The following is a 22,161-nucleotide window of genomic DNA, read 5'->3' on the forward strand; positions in this document are numbered from 1 at the left end:
CTCGCCTCGACCCCACCGACGCCGGACGACGACGCCGGTGGAATCCGTGTTTCAGGGGTGGCCGATCCGCTCGGGTCAGGCGACGACGCGCGTGTGCTGGACGGCGGCGGGCCCGGCGACGTACCCGCCGATCGCCGCGCGCCACTGGGCGTAAGGCTCGGTGCCGCGGAAACGCTCGTGCGCCGCGAGGTCGGTCCATTCCACGAGCAGGACGAAGTTCGTCGGGGTCTCGACCCCCTGGGTCAGGCGGGCCGAGAGCATTCCCTCGGCCGGCCCGACCGCCGCAAGGGCCGTGGTGTGTGCTTCCGCGAGGTCCTTCTCGCTGCCCGGCTTCGCGGTCAACTCGGCGATTTCGAGAATCATGGTCATCGCTCCCAACGTCGGGCTTCCGGAGGTGGACGAGACTCGTGACGACCTCGACATCCCGGATCAGCTTGATGTCCTGAACTCTACCTGATGATGTCTCGGCGTGACATCACTTGTGACGCGCATCCCCGCAGCCGGTCCCGGCTGAATGGACGACTGTCGATGTCTGCGGTACTTTGGCTGGTACATCAACAAAGAAGTTGCACCTTAAAGGCCCCGAGACCGTACGAGAGGGACGTCCATGAGTTCGAAAGCAAGGAAGGCCGGGCTCGCACTCCTTGCCGCCACGCTGGCCTTCGCCGGCACGGTGTACGGCGTGACGAGGCCGGCCTCGGCCGACGTCGTGGCCCAGCTGAACGGTCCACAGCTGGTTGCCGACATGGGTGCCGGCTGGAACCTGGGTAATGCGCTCGAGGCCAACAACAACGGCATCCCCAGCGAGACGGCGTGGGGCAACCCGGTCGTGACGCAGGCCCTGATCGACCGGGTGCGGGCCTCCGGTTTCAAGACGATCCGGATCCCCGTCTCCTACCTGGGAAACATCGGGGCCGGCCCGAACTACACGGTCAACGCCGCCTGGCTGAACCGCATCCAGGAGGTCGTCGACTACGCCCACAAGCGCGGCCTGTACGTGCTGATCAACATGCACGGCGACGGGTACAAGTCCGTCACCGGGTCCTGGCTGATCTGCGACGCGGCCGACCAGACCACGGTCAAGGACAAGTATCAGAAGGTCTGGCAGCAGGTGGCGACCAGGTTCCAGAGCTACAACGACCACCTGATCTTCGAGTCCATGAACGAGAACTTCGACGGGCAGTACGGCAACCCGACCCAGCCCTGCTACTCGAACATCAACGCCTACAACCAGATCTTCGTGGACACCGTGCGCCGCACCGGCGGGACCAACGCCTCCCGGTGGCTGCTGGTGCCCGGCTGGAACACCAACATCGACCACACCGTGGGCAGCGGCTTCGTGCTTCCTACGGACCAGAACAGGTCGTCGTCCATCCCGGCCAACGAGCAGCGCATCATGATCTCGGTGCACTACTACGACCCGTGGGACTTCGCGGGGCAGGAAGACGGCACCATCACGCAGTGGGGCGCGGGCGCGACGAACCCCGCGAAGAAGTCGACCTGGGGACAGGAGGACTTCCTGGACGGGCAGCTGAAGAAGGTGTACGACAAGTTCGTCACGCGCGGCTATCCGGTGTTCGTCGGTGAGTACGGCTCGATCGACAAGACGACGTACGACTCCACCAACAACCGTTACCGCGCCGACTACGCACGCGCCGTGGTGGCGACCGCCAAAAAGTACGGCGCAGCCACCGCTTACTGGGACAACGGCTGGAACGGCCAGCACGGCTTCGGCCTGTTCGACCGCAGCGCCGTCACGGTGACCCAGCCGGGCATCATCAACGCCATCATGAGTGCGGTCGGCGGCAGTCAGCCCACCACCCCGCCGCCGACCACCCCGCCCGCCTCCACGCCGCCGGCCTCGCCACCCACCACCCCGCCGACCACCAGCCCGGGCGGCACCGGCGCCTGCCGGGTCACCAGCACGGTGAACGCGTGGAACACCGGCCTGACCACCAGCATCGCCATCACCAACACCGGCACGACGACCATCAACGGCTGGAACCTGGCCTTCACCCTGGCCGCCGGACAGAGCATCGTGTCGGGCTGGAGCGCGAGCTTCGCTCCGGCCACCGGCCGGGTGACCGCGACCAACGCCGGCTACAACGGCACCCTGGCGCCGGGGGCCTCGGCCAGCATCGGCTTCCAGGCCAACCACACCGGCAACGCCGCCGCCCCCACCGGCTTCGCCCTCAACGGCACCGCCTGCAGCTGACCCACCACGACGGGCCGGCGCCGCTCCCGCGGCCCCGGCCCGTCGTGCTTTTCATCCGTGAGCCGCCGCAGCACGACGACGGAGAAGACGGGATACAGGCAGCGGCCACATCTTTGCAGAGTCGGCATTCCGGTCGCAGCCCGGCCGCGTCGCGTGCCTGGTACGAGGACTGTCTGGTTTGGGCATTGCCGCCATGTGAACCGGGGTCGCCGCGCGCTCACCCGGGGCGGACTCTGGCCGCACGACACATCGGCTGTTCTGAATGCATGGGGGCATTCCATGATCGTGCTGGCTCGTGCGTGGCGTACCCGGCCCGGATTTCCGGTGCTCGCGGCGCTCGTCATGCTTCTCCTGATCTCCTCGGCGGCCTTCGGGCCGCCACCCGCCCAGGCCGCGCCGGCCCGCCCGGCGCCTGTCGCGCCGCCCGGACCGGGACCCGTCGACCGCCCACTGCCCGCTGACACCGTCGCCAACCATGGGCTGAAGCCCGGCGCACGGCCACCTGTCGTGCCACCCGGCCTGAAAGCGGCCGGCGCACAGCGGAAGATCTCGCCGAGCGCGCTGGCGGAGGCGCGTGACGAGCCGCCCACTTCGGACGATGGGGCGACCAACGTGTTGCTGCGCCCCGGCTTCGCCTTCGCGGACACCTCACTGGTGGTCTACTTCGACGCCGCTGCACCGGGTGTCTCGAGCTGGACCTCTTGGAAGGCCACTGTCTACGACCCCGAATCGGGAACCGCCCAGGAGTCCGTGGCGCTGACCGCGGCCGACGTGTCGACCTGTACCAAGCCCCGCAAGTACTGCAAGACCTTCGGGGCCGACCAGGGCTGGGTGCTGACCGGCGACCACCCGTACTTCGTGACCGTGTCGGTGACGCTCGCCGACGGAACCGTCGCGTTGTCCGGGCCGTCCGGCAACGCCAAGGCCCGCAAGACGGCGAACCCTCCGGCAGTCCCCGCCCAGCAGGCGGCCGGCTGCGGTTGCGGCAACGCCCTCGCCCCGACCACCATCGGGCAGGCGCTCCGCGGCGCCGGGGTCAGCACCGGCACCGGCGCGTTCAGCCTGGCCTGGACCGACCTGCAGATGGCCGGGTACGGCGTGCCGTTCCAGGCCACCCGTAAATACTCCTCGGCCAGCCCGACCGCCGGCTCGATGGGCATCGGCTGGTCCTGGACCTACGACCTGAAGGTGATCCCGCCGGCCGCCGGCGAAACCGCCGTGACGGTCCGCGCCGAGGACGGCGCCCAGGTCGTCTACCAGGCGGCGGCCGACGGCGCCTACACGCGGCCGCCGGGAGTGCGCTCGCAGCTGCGCTCGACCGCGGACGGCTGGACGCTGACCACGCCCGCGCAGACGGTCTACACCTTTGACGCGAGCGGGCGGCTCACGGCGATCCGGGACCCGCGCGGCGCCGGCCCGACCCTGACCTACACGGCGACGGCCTGGACGATCACCGACCCGACCGGCCGCAAGGTCACCGTCGAGGTGGGTTCCGACGGTCTCGTCCGTAAGATCACCCTGCCGGACGGCCGGTTCACCAAGTACGCCTACAGCAACCGGCTGCTCGTCTCGGCGACCGACGCCGAGGGCGCGACGTGGACCTTCGGCTACAGCGGCGGCCTGCTCACCAAGGTCGTCGACCCGCGGGGCCGGGCTCAGGCCACCAACACCTACGCGGCCGGCCGGGTGGTCAAGCAGGTCGACGCCGCCGGCGCGGTCACCACGTTCGACTGGAACGCGGCCGAGCAGGAGGCCACCACCGTCGACGCCGACGGCGTGCACTACTTCGACGGCTACCGCGGCAACGTGCTGGTCTACTCGCAGAACGGCAACGGCGACACTGTCAACCACCGGTACGACGAGCAGATCGACCCGACCCTGCTGGTCGACGCGCAGGGCAACCAGACCGCGAGCGTGTACGACGGTTCCGGCAACCTCACCTCGATGGCCGCACCCGAGCCGTTCTCCTACGCGGTCAGCAACACCTACGACGCACGCAACAACCTGACCGCGCACACCGACGCGCTAGGGCACACCGCCCGGTTCGGCTACTCGGCCTTCGACGAGCTGGTCAGCATCACCGACGCCGGCGGCGACCAGACGGTGCTCAAGACCGACGAGCACGGCCTGGTGACCGAGCTGATCGATCCGCGCGGCAAGGTCACCAGGATGGCGTACGACGCCGCCGGCAACCTGATCTCGCAGGTCACGCCGCTCGGTGAGAAGAGCGTCCTGGCCTACGACAAGACCGGCCGGCTGATCAGGTCGACCAACCCGCGCGGGTTCAGCACCGGTTACGTCTACGACAAGCTGGACCGGCTGCGCCAGTACCAGGAACCGGCCAAGGACCGGCCGTTCGAGTACGTCTACGACGAGGTCGGTCAGCTCACCAAGACGATCGACCCGGTGAAGAACACGCACTCCTTCACCTACTTCACCGTCACCGGCCGGACCGCCACCGAGACCGACGCGAACGGGAACACGACCAGCACCGCGTACACCAAGGCCGGCCGGCGGGCGTCGATCACCGACCCGTCGGGGGCGAAGACCACCTTCGGATACGACAACCGGGGCAACCTGTCGACCGTGGTGTCGCCGCGCGGCAACGTCAAGGGCGCCAACCCGGCCAACTTCACCACGACCTACACCTACGACTTCAACAGCAACCGGGTCCGGGTCACCCACCCCTACCCGGGCGGCGGGTTCGTCAGCCAGGACACCAGGTTCGACGAGCTGAACCGGGCGGTGGCGAGCATCGACCCGTTCGGGCAGCAGAGCACGACGAACTACGACGACAACGGCAACGTGGTTTCCACAGTGGATCCGCTGGGTCAGAAGACGACGTTCGACTACGACGTCAACGGCCGGCCGAAGGCGGTCACCACCCCGGCCGGCGGCGGCACCACCACCGAGTTCGACCCGGCCGGCAACCCGGTCAAGCAGATCGCGCCGGACGGTGGGGTGACCACGTTGGCGTACAACGACAACGGTGACCTGATCTCGGTGACCGACCCGCGGGGCAACGTCGCGGGCGCCGACCCGAAGGACTACACGTCCACCTACGCCTACGACGCCACCCGGAACCTGACGGCGATCACCGATCAGCTCGGCGGCCGGACCGCGTTCACCTACGACGCGTCCGACCGGGTCACGGCGGCCACCGACGCGCTCAAGCACACCACCACGTACCGTTACGACGACGCCGACCGGATGACCCGGATCGTCGCCGCCGACTCTGGGGTGTTCACCGGACCCAGCCTGGAAACCTCGGACCGCCAGGTGACGGCGTACGCCTACGACGGGGCCGGGCACGTGGTCAAGCGCATCGACCCGAACGGCAACGTCCGCTCGTACGACTACGACAAGGTCGGCCGGCTCGCCTCGGTGACCGACGCGCTCGGCCGGCAGACCGCGTACACCTATGACGCCGAGAGCAACCTGCAGAAGGTCGTCACGCCGGGCGGGGACGACGACGACGCCGCCGCGCGCAGCATTGTCAACACGTACGACATCCTCGGCCGGCACGTCGGTCAGGACCTCGGGGCCGGCACGCTGATCTACGCCTGGGGTTACGACGCCAAGAACCGGATCACCAGCCTGGCCGACCAGGCCGGGCTGCGGACCCAGCGGTACGACGCGGCCGGGCGGCTCACCTCGATCGGTCGCGGTGACGGGCAGAACTTCAGCTACGGCTACGACGCCAACGGCAACGTCACCTCGCGGACCTGGCCGGACGGCACGAAGATCGGCGCGAGGTACGACACCTCGGACCGGATGGTCTCGCTGACCGCGCAGGGCGGCGCGGCGGGCACAGCGGCGGCGGAGTACGCCTTCGCCTACGACATCTCCGGGCGGATCTCGCGGACCACCTATCCGGGCGGGGCCGCGGTCACCGACCGGGCGTACGACCGCGCGGGCCGGCTGTCCGACCTCAACAGCCACGACGCCGACGGGGTGATCGCCCGGTTCCAGGCCGACCGGGACGCCAACGGCAATCCGACGGCGGTCACCACGACACGGGGCGACCGCAGCCAGCGGGTCGGGTACAGCTACGACGTGACCGACCGGTTGACGGCGGCCTGTGTCGGCGACGGGTGTGCGAGCGGGAAGATCGAGTACGCGTACGACCAGGTCGGCAACCGGCTCAGCCAGAAGGTCGTGGCGGGGGCCGAGACGGTCTCGACGAAGTACCGGTACGACGCGGCGGACCAGCTGACCAAGGCGACATTGACCACGCCGCAACGCATCGCCACCACCGAGTACGAGTACGACCCCTCCGGCAACCAGGTCAGGGCCGGGGCGGACAGGTTCACCTACAACCTGGACCACACCCTCGCCTCCGCGACCGTGGGCGCGGTGCGGACCAGTTACACGTACGACGCGCAGGGCGTCCAGCTCTCCGCGGTGTCGAACCTGGCCGACGGGGTGCAGAGCCGCAGCTGGCAGAACGACCACAACTCCACGCTGCCCCGGCTGAGCATGGAGCGGACCGAGACGACCACCAGCGGCTCGGCCCGGGGCTTCCTGACCGGCCCGTCGGGCACCCCGATCGGTTTGATGACCGGCGGGAAGGTCGACTCCTTCGTGCCGGACTTCCTCGGCGGCGTGGCGGACGTGGTCTCCACCAGCGGCGACTCGAAGGCGTCCTACGACTACGACCCCTTCGGCAACCCGCGCACCAACGGCACCGCGACCGGCTCCCCGTCGGTCGACAACCCGATCGGGTTCACCGGCTACTACCAGGACTCGACGCTCGGTGACCGGTATTCGACCCTGGCCCGCGCCTACGATCCGGCGACCGGCCGGTTCGGTGGCGTGGACCCGGCGGCGTCGCCGCTGAACTCGCCGGCGTCGAGCAGCTACGCGTATGTGGGCAACAAGCCGACGACCTACACCGACCCGTCCGGCGCGGTGGTCTGCTCCGGGCGTGGCGGCAACAACGATCACGGCGATGCGGTCGAGCTGTCGCTGCGCCAGCTCGATGTCCAGTACGGGCCGTTCAACGTGTACGGCGAGTGCCCGGAGCACCGCCGTACCCTGCATGGTGTCCCCGGCTCGGTGCCGGCGCAGGGTCGCAAGGCCAGCCCGTCGAACTACTACTGCTTCACCACGACCGAACCGAACTCGTGCGTGGACGTCCTGGTCTCCACCCCGGCCCTGACCTACCTGTACGAGGTCAAGCCGGGCACCGACCAGCAGTACGAGTACGGTCCGGACAACGGCAAGAAGGGCGTCAACAACGCTTCCCAGGTGCAGCGGTATCTCTGGGCGCTCGCCTACGCCGGGTATCCCAACCCGGCGGCCGGACCGGACATCGTGCCGGACGCCCGGACCTACGAGGACGGCAGCATCCTGACCATCTTCGCGGGTTCGGACTGGAGCCAGTACGCCCCGAAGGGAGCCCGCCAGGCGGACAACAGCTCCGGGATCATCTACTACCACCGCACGAAGCCGCCGAAGGTGCCGACCGGTCCGCCCACGAACCCGAAGCGGCCGCCGAACACCGGGCAGAACGAGGAGCCCAAGCAGGAGCCGACCAAGGTACCCACCCAGCAGCCGGTCAGCGATCCGGGCGTGGTCAGCAGTGGCGTGGTCGAGGACGTGATCCTGGTGGCCGCGGTGGTCGTGGCTGTGGTGGTCGTGGTGGCGTTCTGGCCGGAGATCGTCGCAGCGACCGCGATCGGAGGTCTGATCGGCTGGGCGACCAGCTGAGCCGATGATCGGTGCTTGGGGCCCCGGGCGTGGGATCGCCCGGGGCCCCACTCCTGCGAGAGGATGACCGGATGGACCCCGACGAGATGCGAGCCCGGGAACGGGCCGCCGATCCGCTGTACGACCAGCGCGCCGAAATGCCCAGCCACGAGTTCGACGGCGTCCACCGCTTCGTCGGCGAGCCCCGCCGCTCGCCGGCGCCCCGCCCGTCCGTGCTGGCCTACTTCGACTCGTTGCTGACCCTCGCGGCCTTCGCCGACCGGATCGACGAGGTGATCGCCGGGATGGCGGCGGCGGTGGCCGACACCAGCACGCTGCCGGTGACGATCCGGCAGGTCGCGTGGTCCACCGCCGGATCGGGCGAGCAGCGGGACTGGAGCCCGGCGGCCCGGGAGGCGCTGCTGGCCGCCCTGCGTTCCGGCCGGCCGGACGTCTTCACCGTGAACCTCGGCACCCGCGACGACGAGAAGCGCTGGCATTTCGAGGCGTGGCGGGAACCGTTCCAGCCGGCGGCGGCCCTGAGCCTGTCGCTGTCGCCGGTCGGGGAGCTGTGGGAGCCGGACGAGACCGACGACGCGGCCGAACGAGTGGCCGAGCTCCTACTGGCGTGGCAGCAGCCGCTCGATCTCTGCACCGGCGGGGTCACCTACGACCGCACCGGACCGCACCTGTCGCCCTGGGACGCCTGGTACACGATGGACCACCGGACCTCGGCGACGCTGACCCGGCAGCGGGTGCGCGGCTACTACTGGTGGAATCTGCTGACCGGCGGCCACCTGGCCCGCCTCGGCGGCCGGGAGGCCTTCCGTGCGCGGGCCGCGGCACAGGGTCTCGCCGTGCTGCCGGCCGGCCCGGCGACTGTGCTGCGCTTTCCGGGGCCGATCACCGCGTTCGCCGACGACCGGCTGGCCGCGGTCAAGGAGGTGCTCACACCGGTGCTGATCCCGCGCCGCTACACCGTCTACTCCGGATACCCGCTGCGCATGATCCCCGACCCCGGGACGGCCTTCCGCCAGGTGCCGCCGGGCGACCCTTACCCGCGCCTGACCGCCGGCGGCGGCCCGTTGCCCGCCCCGGAGGACTGAGGCTCAGGGGCCGCGATCGCCAGGCCGGCCAGCGGTGCCGGCTGACCGAACAGGAATCCCTGGCCGAGCGGGCAACCCAGCTCGATCAGCATGTCCGCCTGGACCGGATCCTCGACCCCCTCGGCCACCGCGGTCAGCCCGATCGCGTGGAACAGCTGCCACAGTGTGCCGACGATCCGCAGGGCCGCCGGGTCGCGAGTGATGTCCTGCACGTACGTGCGGTCGATCTTGACGATGTCGGCGGGGAAGCGGTGCAGGTACCGCAGCGACGCGTAGCCGGTCCCGAAGTCGTCGATCGCCACCCGCACGCCGGTGGCTCGCAGCTGCACCAGCGTGCCGATCACTTCGGATTCGTCGGCCAGCGCGTTCTCGGTGATCTCGAGGACGAGTTGCTGCGGCCGCAGCCCGGTTTCGGCCAGCGTGTCCGCCACCCGGTCGCAGAACCGCGGGCTGAGCATCTGCAGCGGCGAGACGTTGACCGACAGGTACGCCTCGGCAGCGCCGGGCCAGGCCGCGAACTCCGCGCACGCCCGCCGCAGCACGAACATCCCGAGCTCGCCGATCAGGGCGGCCCGCTCGGCCACCGGGATGAACAGGTCCGGCGCCACCGAGCCCAGGACGGGATGGTCCCAGCGGACCAGCGCCTCCACCCCGACGACCCGGCGATCACCGATCCCGACGATCGGCTGATAGGCGACGTGCAACGCCTCGTCGGTCAGCGCCCGGTGCAGCTCGGCGCGCCACATCAGCTCGCGGTCGAAGTCGTGTCGCATGGACGGCGTGAACAAGGCGTACCTGTTCTTGCCCTGCGCCTTGGCCGCGTACATCGCCAGGTCGACGTTCTTGCGCAGGTCCTCGGGCCGCGTCGGGCCGCCGTCGCTGATCGCGAGGCCGACGCTGGCGCTGACCCGGACGGTGCGAGCGCCCACCTGGAGCGGTTCGGCCAGCTCGGTCAGCAGGCGCTCGGCCTGCGCCGGCAGCGCGTCGACCCGGAAGGTGAGCACGGCGAACTCGTCACCGCCGAGCCGGACGACCGTGTCCGGCTGCGCGAAGCAGCTCCGCAGCCGGTCGGCGACCGCGCGCAGCACGGCGTCGCCGGCGTCGTGCCCGAGCGAGTCGTTGATCACCTTGAAGTCGTCGAGGTCGAGATACACGACCGCGGCCGGTGTGGCCGAGGTCAGCGCGCTCTGCAGCGTCTCGGTGAACAGCGCGCGGTTGCCCAGCCCGGTGAGCGGGTCGTGGTACGCCTGGTGCTGCAGGCGCCTCGCGAGTCTCGCGTTGTGCAGCAGCGTGGACAGCTGTCGCAGCAGGATCATGATGAGCCCGGCCAGCAGCGGCAGCGCCTCGGCCGCGTCCACCTGACCGCCGTTCAGAATCTGCCCGGCGGCGACGCAGCCGGCCAGCCCGAACGGCAGGTACGGCAGCATGATCTGCCATCGGGTCATCACGCCGGCGCCGTCGAACACCATCGGCCGCCGCGTCGCCGTCCAGCCGGCGGCTCCGCAGGCCGCGAAGCAGACGAAGAAGCCGGCGTCCGAGGCCTGCCCGGTGGTGTACGTGCCGGCCGAGGTGTCGAGCGCGAACATCACGTCCGAGGTGGCCATGCCGACCAGGCCCAGCACCAGCAGCAGGCCGACGCCCCGCCCACCGCGGCGCATCCGGCCGGCCACCAGCACCGCCATGGTCGCCAGCACGATGTCGCCGACCGGATAGGCCAGCGAGACCACGAACGCGAACGCCGAGTCGCCGCCGGCCTGCCAGACCGACCGTACGGTGACCACCCAGCCCACCACGAACAGCGCGCATCCGGCGATCAGACCGTCGAGCAGCACGGTGAGGCGCGAGCCGGCCGACGCCCAGCCCGCGACCAGCATCAGCCCGGCCGTGCCGAACAGCGGGAACAGGAGGTAGCCGGCGTCGGCGGGCGAGGGGAACAGCACCTCGGCGTGGACGACCAGCTCACACCACGACCAGTAGAAATTGCCCAGGCCCCAGCACAGGCAACCGGCCGCGAGCAGCACCCAGCCGCCGCGCACCGTACCGGTGGCGCGGCGCGCGGCCGTGCCGCAGAGGGCGGCCGCCAGGCAGGCCAGCGTGCTGCTGGCCAGCTGTGTGTACGGGGCGAAGGGCCCGCCGGACAGCGCGATGATGGGCACGCCGGTCGCCAGGCACAACGCGACCAACGCGATCACCTGCCGCTGTCGACCCATCACGGGTGATTCATCGACCGCCGGGTCGATGACATGAGCCGGGGCGGGACCGGCCCGGGCCGGTAGCGTCCCGTGTGTGCCAGTCTGGTGCGATGCGAGACGACAAGCAGTGGCCGCGGCTGCGGGTGGGGGACTGGGCCGACACCCGGGACACGTTGCACATGTGGCTGCAGATCGTCGGGAAGATCCGGATGGCGCACGCGCCCGCGGTCAACCACTGGTGGCACGTCACGTTGTATCCGAGCGCCCGCGGGCTGACCACGTCGCTGGTTCCGTACCGGGACGGCGGGTTCGAGATCGAGTTCGACTTCCTCGACCACCAGCTGCACCTGCGCACCACGGACGGGCGAACCCGGGCCGTCGCCCTGGAGCCGGCATCCGTCGCCGCGTTCTACCGCCGGACCATGGCCGCGCTGGCCGAGCTGGACGTGGTGACGACCATCCACGCCGTGCCCAACGAGGTCGAGCGGGCCATCCCGTTCGCCGAGGACGAGGTGCACGACGCGTACGACGGGGAGGCCGCGCAGCTTTTCTGGCGGCAGTTGCTGCGGGCCGAGGAGGTCCTGGGACGGTTCCGCTCCGGGTTCGTCGGCAAGGCGAGCCCGGTGCACTTCTTCTGGGGCGCGATGGACCTGGCGTACACGCGTTTCTCCGGCCGGATCGCCCCGCCGCACCCCGGCGGTGCGCCGAACTGCCCGCCGTCGGTGATGCGGGAGGGCTACTCGCACGAGCTGGCCAGCTTCGGCTTCTGGCCCGGCGGCGGCGAGGAGGGCGCCTTCTACTCGTACGCCTACGTCGAGCCCGCCGGTTACGCCGAGCGGCCGGTCCGCCCGCAGGCCGCGTACTACGACCGCGACCTGCGGGAGCTGCTGCTGCCGTACGAGGCCGTGGCCGGTGCGAAGGACCCGGACGCGGTGCTCACCGAGTTCCTGCGTTCCTCCTACGAGGCCGCCGCCGACCTCGGCGGCTGGGACCGCCGGGCGCTCGACGGGCCCACGATCGGCTGACGCCGGCGTCCCGCGTCGTCAGTTCTCGGGCAGGATGTCGTCGGGCCCGACCATGTGGTGCTGGTAGGCGATCACCACCAGCTGGGCCCGGTCGCGCGCGTTCAGCTTGATCATCGTGCGGTTGATGTGTGTCTTGACCGTCAGCGGAGACAGGTGGAGCCGTTCGGCGATGGCGTCGTTGGACAGTCCGTGCGCGACCAGCAGCAGGATCTCCTTCTCCCGGTCGGTGACCAGCGCGAGCTCCGGGAGCTCCCGGACCGGTGGCTGGAGGTGGTGGATCAGCCGGCTGATCAGCCCGCTCGTGGCCCGCGGGGACAGCAGTGCCTCGCCGCCGGCGACCACCCGGACGGCGTTGACCAGGTCGCCGGGCGCCACGTTCTTGCCCAGGAAGCCGCTCGCCCCGGCCTGCAGGGCGTAGAGCACGTTGTCGTCGTTGTCGAACGTGGTGAGCACCAGCACCCGGACGCCGGCCAGGCGCTCGTCGGCGCCGATGCGGCGGGTCGCCTCGATGCCGTCCAGGACCGGCATGCGCAGGTCCATGAGCACGACGTCGACCCGGCTCCGGTGGCACAGGTCGACGGCTTCCCGGCCGTCGGCGGCCTCGCCGACGACCTCCAGCCCCGGCTCCGCGTCGATGATCATGCGGAAACCGGCGCGGATGAGCGCCTGGTCGTCGGCCAGCAGAACGCGGATGCTCACGTCACATCTCCCTCAGGGTGACGGGTGGACGGACAGGCAGCTCGGCATGCACGCGGAACAGGCCGCCGTCGACCGGCCCGGCGACGATCGTGCCGTGTGCGGCCGCGGCTCGTTCCTGCATGCCGAGCCGGCCGAAGCCGGAGCCGGTCCCGCCGCCGCCGGACCGGGCCACCCGGTTGGTGACCTCGATGGTCACGGTATCGATGGTGTACTCCAGATCGAGGGTGGCGTCGCCGTCGCCGTAGCGGTGGGCATTGGTCAACGCCTCCTGCACGATGCGGTACGCGGCCAGGTTCACCACCGCGGGCAGCGGCCGGGACTCGCCGCGCTGCCGGTGCCGTACGGCGAATCCCATGGCGCTCAGCCCGGCCAGCAGTTCCGGCAGGCGTTCCACCCCGGGCGCCGGTTCGGTGCTGCGGGCCTCGTTCGGGTCACGCAGCACACTGATCACCGACTTGAGCTCCTCCAGCACGGTGTCGGCAGCGCCGCGGATGTGCCCGAGGACGGGCCACACCTTGTCCGGTTCGTTGCGCAGCACGTGGTTGGCCGCGCCGGCGTGCACGCTGATCACCGTGATGTGGTGGGCGACGACGTCGTGCAGCTCCCGGGCGATGCGCAGCCGCTCGTCCATGACCCGGCGGCGGGTCTCCTCCTCGCGGTTCATCTCCGCCTGCCGGGCCCGCTCGGTGACTTCCGCGATGTACGCCCGGCGCATCCGGATGGAGTCTCCCGCGGCGGCGCCCCCGAAGATGATCGCGAACGTGGTGAACTGGTCCGCGCTCCACCAGTCGGCGAGGTACACCACCGTACCGGTGAGCATGAGCGAGCCCCACATGAACGAGGCGTAGTGCCAGGGCCGGCGAAGCGGGCTGGCCACCCCGGCCGAGTACGTCAGCACGCCGGCCACGATGAACATCCCGTCCGGTGGCCGGCTCAGCGCGGTGGTGAGCATGAAGATCCCGCCGCCGGCGAGCAGAACCGGTACGGGATACCGGCGGCGCGCCAGGATCAGCACAGCGCACGCCGCCGCCAGCAGTGCCGTACCGCCGTGGACCGGGGTCGGGCCCAGATACAGCACGAGGGCGAACCCGGCCGCGGCCAGCACCACGTCGCCCAGCGGGCCGCTGTAGCGGTCGAGGTACCGGGGCCTCCACTGGCTGACTGACGCGTCCATGATCACGACGGTAGTGCGGCGGCCGGTTCGTATCGACCTGTGCGCGCGGTATCACCACGCCGCGCGATTACTGCGTTCGCAGTACCCGGTTGCCTGCGTTGACGGGACGACGTGACCCGGTGCCGGCCGCGATCGTGGAACCGCTCCTGAACCGGGGCCACGCGACCGACGGAGGACATTCGTGGCGACCATCTTGTACCGCCTGGGACGATTCTCGTTCCGGCGCCGTCGGCTGACGCTGGTCGTATGGGTGTTGCTCCTGGGCCTGTTCGGGGTCGGGGCGGCCCAACTGTCCGGGCCGACCAGCGACGAGTTGTCCATCCCCGGCACCGAGTCGCTGCAGGCGTTGGATGTGGTGGCGGACAAGTTCCGCGAGGGCGCTGACACCGCCTCGGCGCGGGTGGTGTTCACCGTCTCCGGCGATGCCACGCTGGCCGGCCGGGACCAGCAGGCCGCCGTGCGGGCCGCGGTCGCCGCTCTGCGCCAGGCGCCCCAGGTGACGACGGTCGCCGACCCGTACCAGGCGAAGACCATCGCGCCGGACGGGAAGACCGCCTACGCCACCGTCTCCTACGCGGTGGACGCGACCGAGGTGGGCGACACCTCCCGCGCGGCGCTGCTCGCCGCCGGTGACAGCGCACGACGCGCCGGCCTCGGCGTCGAATACTCCGGAGAGGTCACCGAGCGGGCCGAAGCCGGCAATGCCGCCGAGGGGCTCGGCATCCTCGTGGCCGCCGTCGTCCTGATCATCACCTTCGGCTCACTCGTCGCCGCCGGGCTGCCCGTGCTCACCGCGGTCATCGGTGTCGCCATCGCCCTTCTCGGCATCCGGATCACCACCGGCTTCCTCGACCTGACCTCGAACACCGCCGACCTCGCCACCATGCTGGGCCTGGCCGTCGGTATCGACTACGCCCTGTTCATCCTGTCGCGCTACCGCTACGAACTCGCCGCCGGCCACGACGGCGAAGAGGCGGCCGGTCGCGCCGCGGGCGCCGCCGGGTCCGCCGTGGTCTTCGCCGGCCTGACCGTCATCATCGCCCTGGCCGCGCTGGCGGTGGTCGGGATCCCCTTCCTGGCCGCCATGGGCGTCGCCGCCGCCGGCGCGGTCGCCGCGGCCGTCGTGATCAGTCTGTCGCTGCTGCCCGCCCTGCTGGGCTTCGCCGGCCGCAGAGTCCGGCCCAGGCGCAACCAACCCACCAGGATCCCGTACGGCGAGCGCTGGGCCCGCGGCGTGGTGAAGCATCGCATCCCGGCGCTGATTCTGTCGGTCGTCGCCCTCGGTGTCGTGGCGATCCCCGCACTCGACCTGAACCTCGCTCTGCCCGACGACAGCACCGCGTCCCCGGCGTCCACCCAGCGCAAGGCGTACGACCAGCTCGCCGGGGCCTTCGGGCCGGGCATCAACGGCCCCCTGCTCATCGTGGTCGAGGCCGCCGCCGGCACGGTCACACCGGCCGGGGAGCGGGCCCAGCAGCTCATCTCCGGTCTCGACGGTGTGGTGCTCGCCTCCGCGGCGAGGCCGAACCAGGCCGGCGACACCGCCACCCTCACCGTCCTTCCCCGCGGAGGCCCCAGCAGCGAGGACACCAAGAAGCTGGTGCACGACATCCGCACCCGGCAGGCCGACTTCACCGCGGCCACCGGCGGCGCGACCCTGGCCGTCAGCGGCCGGACCGCGGTCGACCTCGACGTGTCGGAGAAGATCAACGACGCGCTGCTGCCCTACCTGTCCGTCGTGGTCGGCCTCGCGTTCATCCTGCTGATGGTGGTGTTCCGCAGCATCCTGGTGCCGATCAAGGCGACGGTGGGGTTCCTGTTGTCGGTGGCCGCCTCGTTCGGCGCCCTCGTCTTCATCTTCCAGCAGGGTCACCTGGCCGGCGCCGTCGGCCTCGCGTCGACCGGCCCGATCGTCAGCTTCATCCCGATCTTCCTGATCGGCATACTGTTCGGCCTGGCCATGGACTACGAGGTGTTCCTGATCATCCGGGCCCGGGAGCAGTACGCGCGCGGCGCGGCCCCGGACGAGGCCGTCGTGTCCGGCATGAAACACGGTGCCCGGGTCGTCACCGCCGCGGCGCTGATCATGATGAGCGTCTTCGCGGGCTTCGTCCTGGCCGAGGACATCATCATCAAGTCGCTCGGATTCGCCCTCGCGTTCGGCGTCGCCGTTGATGCCCTGCTGGTCCGCATGACCATCGTTCCGGCTGTGCTGTCGCTGCTCGGCCGGTCCGCGTGGTGGCTGCCGCGGTGGCTCGACAAGATCCTGCCGAACGTCGACGTCGAAGGCGGGCGGCTGGCCGAGCAGCTCGCCCACAGCGACCGCCGTCCATCGGATCAAGGTCCGACGACCGGCCGCGATACTACGGTTGCCGATATATAACGACCGCTGTAGCGTGACGGCATGCAGGAACCAACATTTCTCATCCTCACCGCACTCGCGGCCCGGCCGCTGCACGGATACGGGATCGTCCAGGCGGTGTCGGCACTGTCCGACGGCGAGGTGACGTTGCGGCCGGGCACCCTCTACGGGGCGCTCGACCGGCTCGACCAGCAGGGTCTGGTCGCGGTGGACCGGGAGGAGCCGGTCGACGGCCGGCTGCGTCGTTACTACCGGCTCAGCGACGGCGGTGCCGCCGCCCTGGCCGAGCAGGCCGGGCGTCTGCGCCGCCGGGCGGCCGCCGCCGACGAGCAGCTGCGCCTGCGTCCCGGGATCGCCGGAGGTGCCGCGTGAGCAGTGTCGGCGGCTACGGGCACCTGCTGTCCGCGTACCCGGCCCGGCTCCGGCGCAGTTACGGCCCGGAGCTGATCGCGACCATGATCGAGATGGCCCCGGGCGGCCGCCCCGGCCGCCGGGATCAGGTGCGGCTGGTGGCCGACGGCCTGCGCGAGCGGTTCCGCCCGCCCGTGCGCCGCCCCTTCGCGCTGGTGCTGGCCGTGCTGGCCCTGGTGATCGGCGGTGCCCTGGGTGCGGCCGTCGGATCCTGGGCCGGCACCTCCGGATACCCGGCGCTGCCGGACGCCCAGCGGATCCTGCCGGCGGGCGAGATCCACGCCGATCGCACCAGCCGCTACGTGTTCGCGGGGGAGACCCTGCCGGACGGCGCGGCGGTTCGCCGGGCGGTCGAGGACAGCCGTCGGCAGCTGGTCGCCGAGGGCTGGCAGGCCACCCCGGTGCACTTCGGCGGCCTGGTCACCGGCTACAGCTACACGGCGACCAAGGACGGCGTACGGTTCGACATCCACTCGGCGTCCGATCCCGCCCAGGGTGGGGTCTCCATCGGCGTCAGCGGTTGGCCGCTGCGGCCCGCCGCCTACCTGCCGCTGACCATCGCCGGTGTCCTGCTGGGCATGACGGCCGGCTGGCTGATCGGCGTCGCCCTGACCCATCGGATCCGCCTCGCCCGGCGTCCGATGACCAGCGCGATCCTCGCGGTGACCGGCCTGGTCCTGGCGATCCCGTCCGCGGCCGGCTTCGTCGTCTCGCTGATGAGCTACCTGACCGCCGTCGAGCCGACGCCCATCAGCGGCGCGATGATGCACGAGGAGGGCTTCTCCTTCGGGCCGACCGCCGAGACTCTGCTCGCACTCCGCGTCTCGGAGTGGCCGCTGGTCTCGGTCCAGAGCCTGGAGCTGCTGTGGATCTGGGGGTTCGCGGTGGTCGCGGTGGCGGCCGTGCTGGCCCGCCGGGGCGTCGAACGCGAAAAGCTGGTGCCCACGGCCGGGTGATGCTCGAAAGCGGAGCAGCCGGGCGCGTGACGGCCGTGAGACCGTTCCGGAATGATCACAGTCCCGGCGGGCAGCACGCTCCTGCTGCGCTGCCCCGGAGAGCAGCCGCTGGCGTTGATCGTGCTGGCCGAGGTGAGCGCGGAGTTCGTCGCCGAGCTGCCACCGATCCCGGTGCTCAGCCCCGACGGCCCGGGCGTCCGCCGCTTCGGCGTCCTGGAGCTGGTCAGCAACGCCGGCGTCACCTGGGTCGAGGCGGAGCTGCGCGACGGCGTTCTCACGCCTTCCGGTGAAGCACCCACCGACGTGGTCCAGCGCCGCGGTGCCACGCGGCGCCCCGGCACGTACGCCGCCACCGGCACCGTCCAGCTCGACTCCGAGCCGGGCCGGCGGCTGGTGGCGGTGTCGGGCCAGGTCGAGGACGTGTCCACCAGCGGCCTGCTGCTGCGCGCGACGCCCGTCGACAGCGTTCACCTCCCGCCCGGCATCGTGCGAAGCCTGCTGCACATCAGCATGCCGTGGGGCGACATGGCGGCCGCGGTCACGACCATCGACCAGCGGGCCGACCAGTTGCGCGGCACGTACGAATGGATGTCCCCGGCCGACGAGGCCGCCCTGCGGACTTTCTGCTCCTCGCGCTGAGGATCCGGCTCTGTCCAGTACGCGGCTGCGAACTCTTGGCAAGATCACCTCACTCACCCTGCGTAACGTTGCAGGCGCCGACAAAAGGCGCTGTCCAACGGACTCGGCGTATTCGTCAGATGGCTGACGGTAAGTGCATCGTCCGGCCCGTATTCGGCGAGCCAAGGCCCTGCGACCTTCTGTAACCGTTTCGCGTTTCCCCGGTCAGGCAAAGATCAGAAATGCACCATGAATGCGGCTCGGTGTTGACGGGCGGGCGAAGATACAGCGGTGATCGATGAATCTTACGAGTGGGCCCGGCCGCCGGCGCGAATGACCACCCGGTCGCACCGCGGGCCGGGCGGAGATCACTATTCCGTTGCTCGGCATCATCAATCCCGGCCGGCCGATGATCGTCCCGAGCGCGGGGGCGCCATCCAGGCCCTCGATCACGATGTGCTCATCCGCCGTTCACTGGAGATCTCGTCCAGCTGTTTCACCACGATCATCAGCATCCTGCAGGGCGTCGCGCTGGCGATCCTCGCGGACAACACTTTCAACGACCCCTCGCCGCTCGCCTACTTCCACAGCGTCTGCCTGGCGTTGGTGCTGGTCGGCGTGTTCTACACCTACGTGAACATGAGCATCCTGCTCCGCTGGGCGCCGTCCTTCCTGGACTCGTTCATGCCGTTCATGATCGCGGGACTCGAAATTCCGCCCGCCTACTTCCTCGGCCAGGTGGCGGCCTGGAACACCTGGCTCGGAATGCTCTGGCTGGGTGCGGCGACCGGCTTCTACGTCAACATCAAATGGTCACCGGCCTCGCACTTCGGCAAGGAGCCCAAGGCGCACCGTATTTTTCACCGGATGTACCACGAACTGATGCTCACCTCGCTGGCCTGCGGACTGGCCATGGGCTTCTTCGGTATCTCCGCGCATCTTTATCCCGCCGCCGGTCCCTGGCTGGGCGTCGCCGGCGTCGTCACGGTGCTGGCGACGATGGCGATATTCGTGGCTCGTTCGGAGATCAGGTCCTCGCAGATCCACGCCCGGTTCGGCGTCCACCGGCCGCCTTTCAACTGAAGCTCTCCAGGTCGGATGGATCCCCGATCAGCCGCTGACGGCACCGCGGTGCGGCATCGGTTCGGTGGCCGCCGGCGATTGACGGCGCCGGGCGAGTGGCCGGCCGCGGGTAGCCAGCCACCCGGGCGAATCAGACTTAACGCCGGATAACAATTTTCCGCTAACTCTTTTCGAATACATTCCTGCACCGGCCGGCGGACCGGAACCGTCCCACCTGTTCATGCTTTGTTGCCGGGATATTGACGTCTCGCAACACGGAAGTAACAATCACCGGAGAGCGCTCTCTGCTCCGTACCGCACGGTCATCCCCCGCCCCGCCGTACGTCTGTCCCCACGGACGCGCGGCAACCCGTCCGACAGGTGAAACATGACTCTGACGTCCCCACCGCCGCAGAAACGCCGACACCGCGGGCGGGTGGTGCTCAGCGCCGTCCTCGCCGCCGCCCTCGGCACCACCGTCGTCTCGATCGCCACCAACGCCAGCGCCGCGGACATCCCGGTGTCGCAGGGCAAGACGGCCACCGCCTCGTCCGTCGAGAGTGCCGCCTTCACCGCGGCCGCCGCGGTCGACGGTAACGCCGGCACCCGCTGGTCCAGCACGTTCGCCGATCCCCAGTGGTTGCAGGTCGACCTGGGCAGCACCCAGTCGATCAGCCAGGTCGTGCTGAACTGGGAGGCGGCATACGCCTCGGCCTTCACCATCCAGACCTCGCCGAACGGCACCAGCTGGACGAACATCACCCCGGTCACCGCGGGCAAGGCCGGCGTGCAGACGCTGACCGTCACGGGCAGCGGCCGGTACGTGCGGATGAACGGCACCACCCGGGCCACCCCGTACGGCTACTCGCTCTGGGAGTTCCAGGTCTTCGCCGGCGGCACCACGCCGACGCCCACGGTCACCCCGACCCCCAGCGGTCCGGCCCTGCCGACCTCCGACACGCCTGACCTGGGCCCGAACGTGCGGATCTTCGATCAGGGCACCCCGGCGTCGACCATCCAGTCGGCCGTGGACCAGGCGTTCAACGCGCAGCTGCGCAGCCCGACCGCGCAGTTCGGCACCCAGCGCCACGTGTTCCTGTTCAAGCCGGGCAGCTACGGCCGGGTCTGGGCCAACGTCGGCTTCTACACCACGCTGGCCGGTCTCGGCCTCAACCCCGACGACGTGACGATCAACGGTGCGATCAACGTCGACTCCGGGTGGAACTACGGCGACGAGAAGAACGCGACCCAGAACTTCTGGCGCAGCATGGAGAACCTGTCGATCGTGCCCGAGGGCGGCACCAACCGGTGGGCCGTCTCCCAGGCCGCCCCGATGCGCCGGGTGCACATCCGCGGCAACCTGACCCTGGCGCCCTCGAACCAGGACAACGGGCAGGGCTACTCCAGCGGCGGCTACCTGGCCGACGCCGTGGTCGACGGCACCGTGTCCTCCGGTTCCCAGCAGCAGTGGTACACCCGCGACAGCCGGATCGGCCGCTGGGAGGGCGGCGTCTGGAACATGGTCTACTCCGGCGTCCAGGGTGCCCCGGCGAACGCGTTCCCGAACCCGCCGCACACCACGCTGGGCACCACCCCGGTCTCGCGGGAGAAGCCCTTCCTGTACGTGGACAGCGCCGGCCTCTACCGCGTCTTCGTGCCGGCTCTGCGGCGCAACTCCGCCGGCGCCAACTGGCCCAACACCGCCGGCGCGTCGATCCCGATGCGGGAGTTCTACGTCGCCAAGCCCAGCGACAGCGCCGCCCGGATCAACTCCGCGCTGGCCCAGGGCCTGAACCTGTTCTTCACCCCGGGCACCTACTCGCTCAACGAGACCATCCGGGTCACCCGGCCCAACACCGTGGTGACCGGCATCGGCTTCCCGACCCTGATCCCGACGGGCGGGGTCGAGGCCCTGAACGTCGCCGACGTCGACGGGGTCAAGGTGAGCGGTCTGACCTTCGACGCCGGTACGACCAACAGCCCGACGCTGATGAGTGTCGGACGGGCCGGGGTCCACACCGACCACGCCGCGAACCCGACCAGCCTGCAGGACGTCTTCTTCCGGATCGGCAGCAGCGTGCAGGGCAAGGCCACCACGACCCTCGCCGTGCACAGCGACGACACGATCATCGACCACATCTGGGCCTGGCGGGCCGACCACGGCGGTGCACCGACCGGCTGGACGGTGAACACCGGCGACACCGGTCTGCTCGTCAACGGTGACGACGTCCTGGCCACCGGCCTGTTCGTCGAGCACTACCAGAAGTACGAGGTGATCTGGAACGGCAACCGCGGCAAGACGATCTTCTTCCAGAACGAGAAGCCGTACGACGTGCCCAACCAGGCCGCCTGGATCGGTCCCCGCGGCAACGGGTACGCCGCCTACAAGGTCGCCGACTCGGTGACCGACCACCAGCTGTGGGGCGGCGGCTCGTACGCCTACTTCAACGTCAACCCCAGCGTCCGGGTCGACCGGGCGTTCGAGGTGCCCAACCGCTCCGGCGTCCAGCTCCGCAGCGTGCTGACCGTCTCCCTCGGCGACGTCGGCACCATCGCCAACGTCGTCAACGACACCGGTGGATCGGTCCCCAACCCGGCCGGCAACACCACTCCCCGTAACGTCGTGGCGTATCCCTGACCGTTGACGTGA

At 70.3% G+C, this 22,161-nt stretch carries 14 protein-coding genes; 10 read left to right on the forward strand and 4 right to left on the reverse strand.

Annotated features, from left to right (window positions below; translation table 11 throughout):
- Positions 1-75: 75 nt before the first annotated feature.
- Positions 76-369 carry an antibiotic biosynthesis monooxygenase family protein gene (locus tag AB0C12_RS33745; protein WP_360553986.1) on the reverse strand — a complete coding sequence of 98 codons (294 nt, stop codon included), beginning with the start codon at positions 367-369 and terminating at the stop codon, positions 76-78.
- A 238-nt stretch (positions 370-607) separates the two neighbouring features.
- Between AB0C12_RS33745 and AB0C12_RS33750 the strand changes: the two genes are divergently transcribed.
- From AB0C12_RS33750 to AB0C12_RS33760, 3 genes are all read left to right on the forward strand, one after another.
- Positions 608-2,215, forward strand: a complete 1,608-nt coding sequence (locus AB0C12_RS33750; RefSeq protein WP_360553988.1) for a cellulase family glycosylhydrolase — start codon at positions 608-610, stop codon at positions 2,213-2,215.
- Between the two features lie 279 nt (positions 2,216-2,494).
- The gene (locus AB0C12_RS33755) at positions 2,495-7,927 is read left to right on the forward strand and encodes an RHS repeat-associated core domain-containing protein (protein ID WP_360553989.1); all 5,433 of its coding nucleotides are present in this window, start codon (positions 2,495-2,497) and stop codon (positions 7,925-7,927) included.
- 71 nt (positions 7,928-7,998) lie between these two features.
- The gene (locus AB0C12_RS33760; protein ID WP_360553991.1) at positions 7,999-9,012 is read left to right on the forward strand and encodes a hypothetical protein; all 1,014 of its coding nucleotides are present in this window, start codon (positions 7,999-8,001) and stop codon (positions 9,010-9,012) included.
- Here the strand turns inward: AB0C12_RS33760 and AB0C12_RS33765 are convergent.
- Positions 8,961-11,222 carry a bifunctional diguanylate cyclase/phosphodiesterase gene (locus AB0C12_RS33765; RefSeq protein WP_360554301.1) on the reverse strand — a complete coding sequence of 754 codons (2,262 nt, stop codon included), beginning with the start codon at positions 11,220-11,222 and terminating at the stop codon, positions 8,961-8,963. The genes AB0C12_RS33760 and AB0C12_RS33765 overlap by 52 nt on opposite strands.
- A gap of 92 nt (positions 11,223-11,314) precedes the next feature.
- Here AB0C12_RS33765 and AB0C12_RS33770 point away from each other — a divergent pair, with 92 nt between their 5' ends.
- On the forward strand, positions 11,315-12,229 hold the full coding sequence (locus AB0C12_RS33770; protein WP_360553993.1) for a DUF5996 family protein: 915 nt from the start codon (positions 11,315-11,317) through the stop codon (positions 12,227-12,229).
- Between the two features lie 18 nt (positions 12,230-12,247).
- On the opposite strand, the gene AB0C12_RS33775 is transcribed toward AB0C12_RS33770, so the two are convergent.
- Together AB0C12_RS33775 and AB0C12_RS33780 are read right to left on the reverse strand one after the other, a co-directional pair.
- The gene (locus tag AB0C12_RS33775; protein WP_360553995.1) at positions 12,248-12,928 is read right to left on the reverse strand and encodes a response regulator transcription factor; all 681 of its coding nucleotides are present in this window, start codon (positions 12,926-12,928) and stop codon (positions 12,248-12,250) included.
- Position 12,929: 1 nt separating this feature from the next.
- The gene (locus tag AB0C12_RS33780) at positions 12,930-14,102 is read right to left on the reverse strand and encodes a histidine kinase (protein WP_360553996.1); all 1,173 of its coding nucleotides are present in this window, start codon (positions 14,100-14,102) and stop codon (positions 12,930-12,932) included.
- 181 nt (positions 14,103-14,283) lie between these two features.
- Between AB0C12_RS33780 and AB0C12_RS33785 the strand changes: the two genes are divergently transcribed.
- The 6 genes from AB0C12_RS33785 (at position 14,284) to AB0C12_RS33810 (ending at position 22,149) form a co-directional block, all read left to right on the forward strand.
- The gene (locus tag AB0C12_RS33785; protein ID WP_360553998.1) at positions 14,284-16,485 is read left to right on the forward strand and encodes an MMPL family transporter; all 2,202 of its coding nucleotides are present in this window, start codon (positions 14,284-14,286) and stop codon (positions 16,483-16,485) included.
- A gap of 21 nt (positions 16,486-16,506) precedes the next feature.
- Positions 16,507-16,836: a PadR family transcriptional regulator gene (locus AB0C12_RS33790; protein ID WP_360554000.1), complete on the forward strand. Its 330-nt coding sequence runs from the start codon at positions 16,507-16,509 to the stop codon at positions 16,834-16,836.
- Entirely contained in the window at positions 16,833-17,831 is a 999-nt protein-coding gene (locus tag AB0C12_RS33795; protein WP_360554001.1) for a hypothetical protein, read from the forward strand. The genes AB0C12_RS33790 and AB0C12_RS33795 overlap by 4 nt, the downstream gene beginning before the upstream one ends.
- Before the next feature lie 51 nt (positions 17,832-17,882).
- Complete coding sequence (locus AB0C12_RS33800; protein WP_360554003.1) at positions 17,883-18,470, forward strand: hypothetical protein; 588 nt, start codon at positions 17,883-17,885, stop codon at positions 18,468-18,470.
- Positions 18,471-18,905: 435 nt separating this feature from the next.
- Positions 18,906-19,532, forward strand: a complete 627-nt coding sequence (locus AB0C12_RS33805) for a hypothetical protein (RefSeq protein ID WP_360554005.1) — start codon at positions 18,906-18,908, stop codon at positions 19,530-19,532.
- A gap of 367 nt (positions 19,533-19,899) precedes the next feature.
- A complete protein-coding gene (locus AB0C12_RS33810; protein WP_360554007.1) occupies positions 19,900-22,149 on the forward strand; it encodes a discoidin domain-containing protein in 2,250 nt (749 codons plus the stop codon).
- Positions 22,150-22,161 lie beyond the last annotated feature (12 nt).

The organism is Actinoplanes sp. NPDC048967 (genome assembly GCF_040649415.1).
Lineage (GTDB): Bacteria > Actinomycetota > Actinomycetes > Mycobacteriales > Micromonosporaceae > Actinoplanes.

Excerpts from the sequence above, each read along its gene's own strand:
- AB0C12_RS33790 (WP_360554000.1), top strand. The coding sequence starts at position 16,507 with ATGCAGGAACCAACATTTCTCATCCTCACCGCACTCGCGGCCCGGCCG.
- AB0C12_RS33780 (WP_360553996.1), bottom strand. The coding sequence starts at position 14,102 with ATGGACGCGTCAGTCAGCCAGTGGAGGCCCCGGTACCTCGACCGCTAC.
- AB0C12_RS33810 (WP_360554007.1), top strand. The coding sequence starts at position 19,900 with ATGACTCTGACGTCCCCACCGCCGCAGAAACGCCGACACCGCGGGCGG.
- AB0C12_RS33745 (WP_360553986.1), bottom strand. The coding sequence starts at position 369 with ATGACCATGATTCTCGAAATCGCCGAGTTGACCGCGAAGCCGGGCAGC.
- AB0C12_RS33755 (WP_360553989.1), top strand. The coding sequence starts at position 2,495 with ATGATCGTGCTGGCTCGTGCGTGGCGTACCCGGCCCGGATTTCCGGTG.
- AB0C12_RS33765 (WP_360554301.1), bottom strand. The coding sequence starts at position 11,222 with ATGGGTCGACAGCGGCAGGTGATCGCGTTGGTCGCGTTGTGCCTGGCG.
- AB0C12_RS33800 (WP_360554003.1), top strand. The coding sequence starts at position 17,883 with ATGATCACAGTCCCGGCGGGCAGCACGCTCCTGCTGCGCTGCCCCGGA.
- AB0C12_RS33760 (WP_360553991.1), top strand. The coding sequence starts at position 7,999 with ATGGACCCCGACGAGATGCGAGCCCGGGAACGGGCCGCCGATCCGCTG.
- AB0C12_RS33770 (WP_360553993.1), top strand. The coding sequence starts at position 11,315 with ATGCGAGACGACAAGCAGTGGCCGCGGCTGCGGGTGGGGGACTGGGCC.
- AB0C12_RS33750 (WP_360553988.1), top strand. The coding sequence starts at position 608 with ATGAGTTCGAAAGCAAGGAAGGCCGGGCTCGCACTCCTTGCCGCCACG.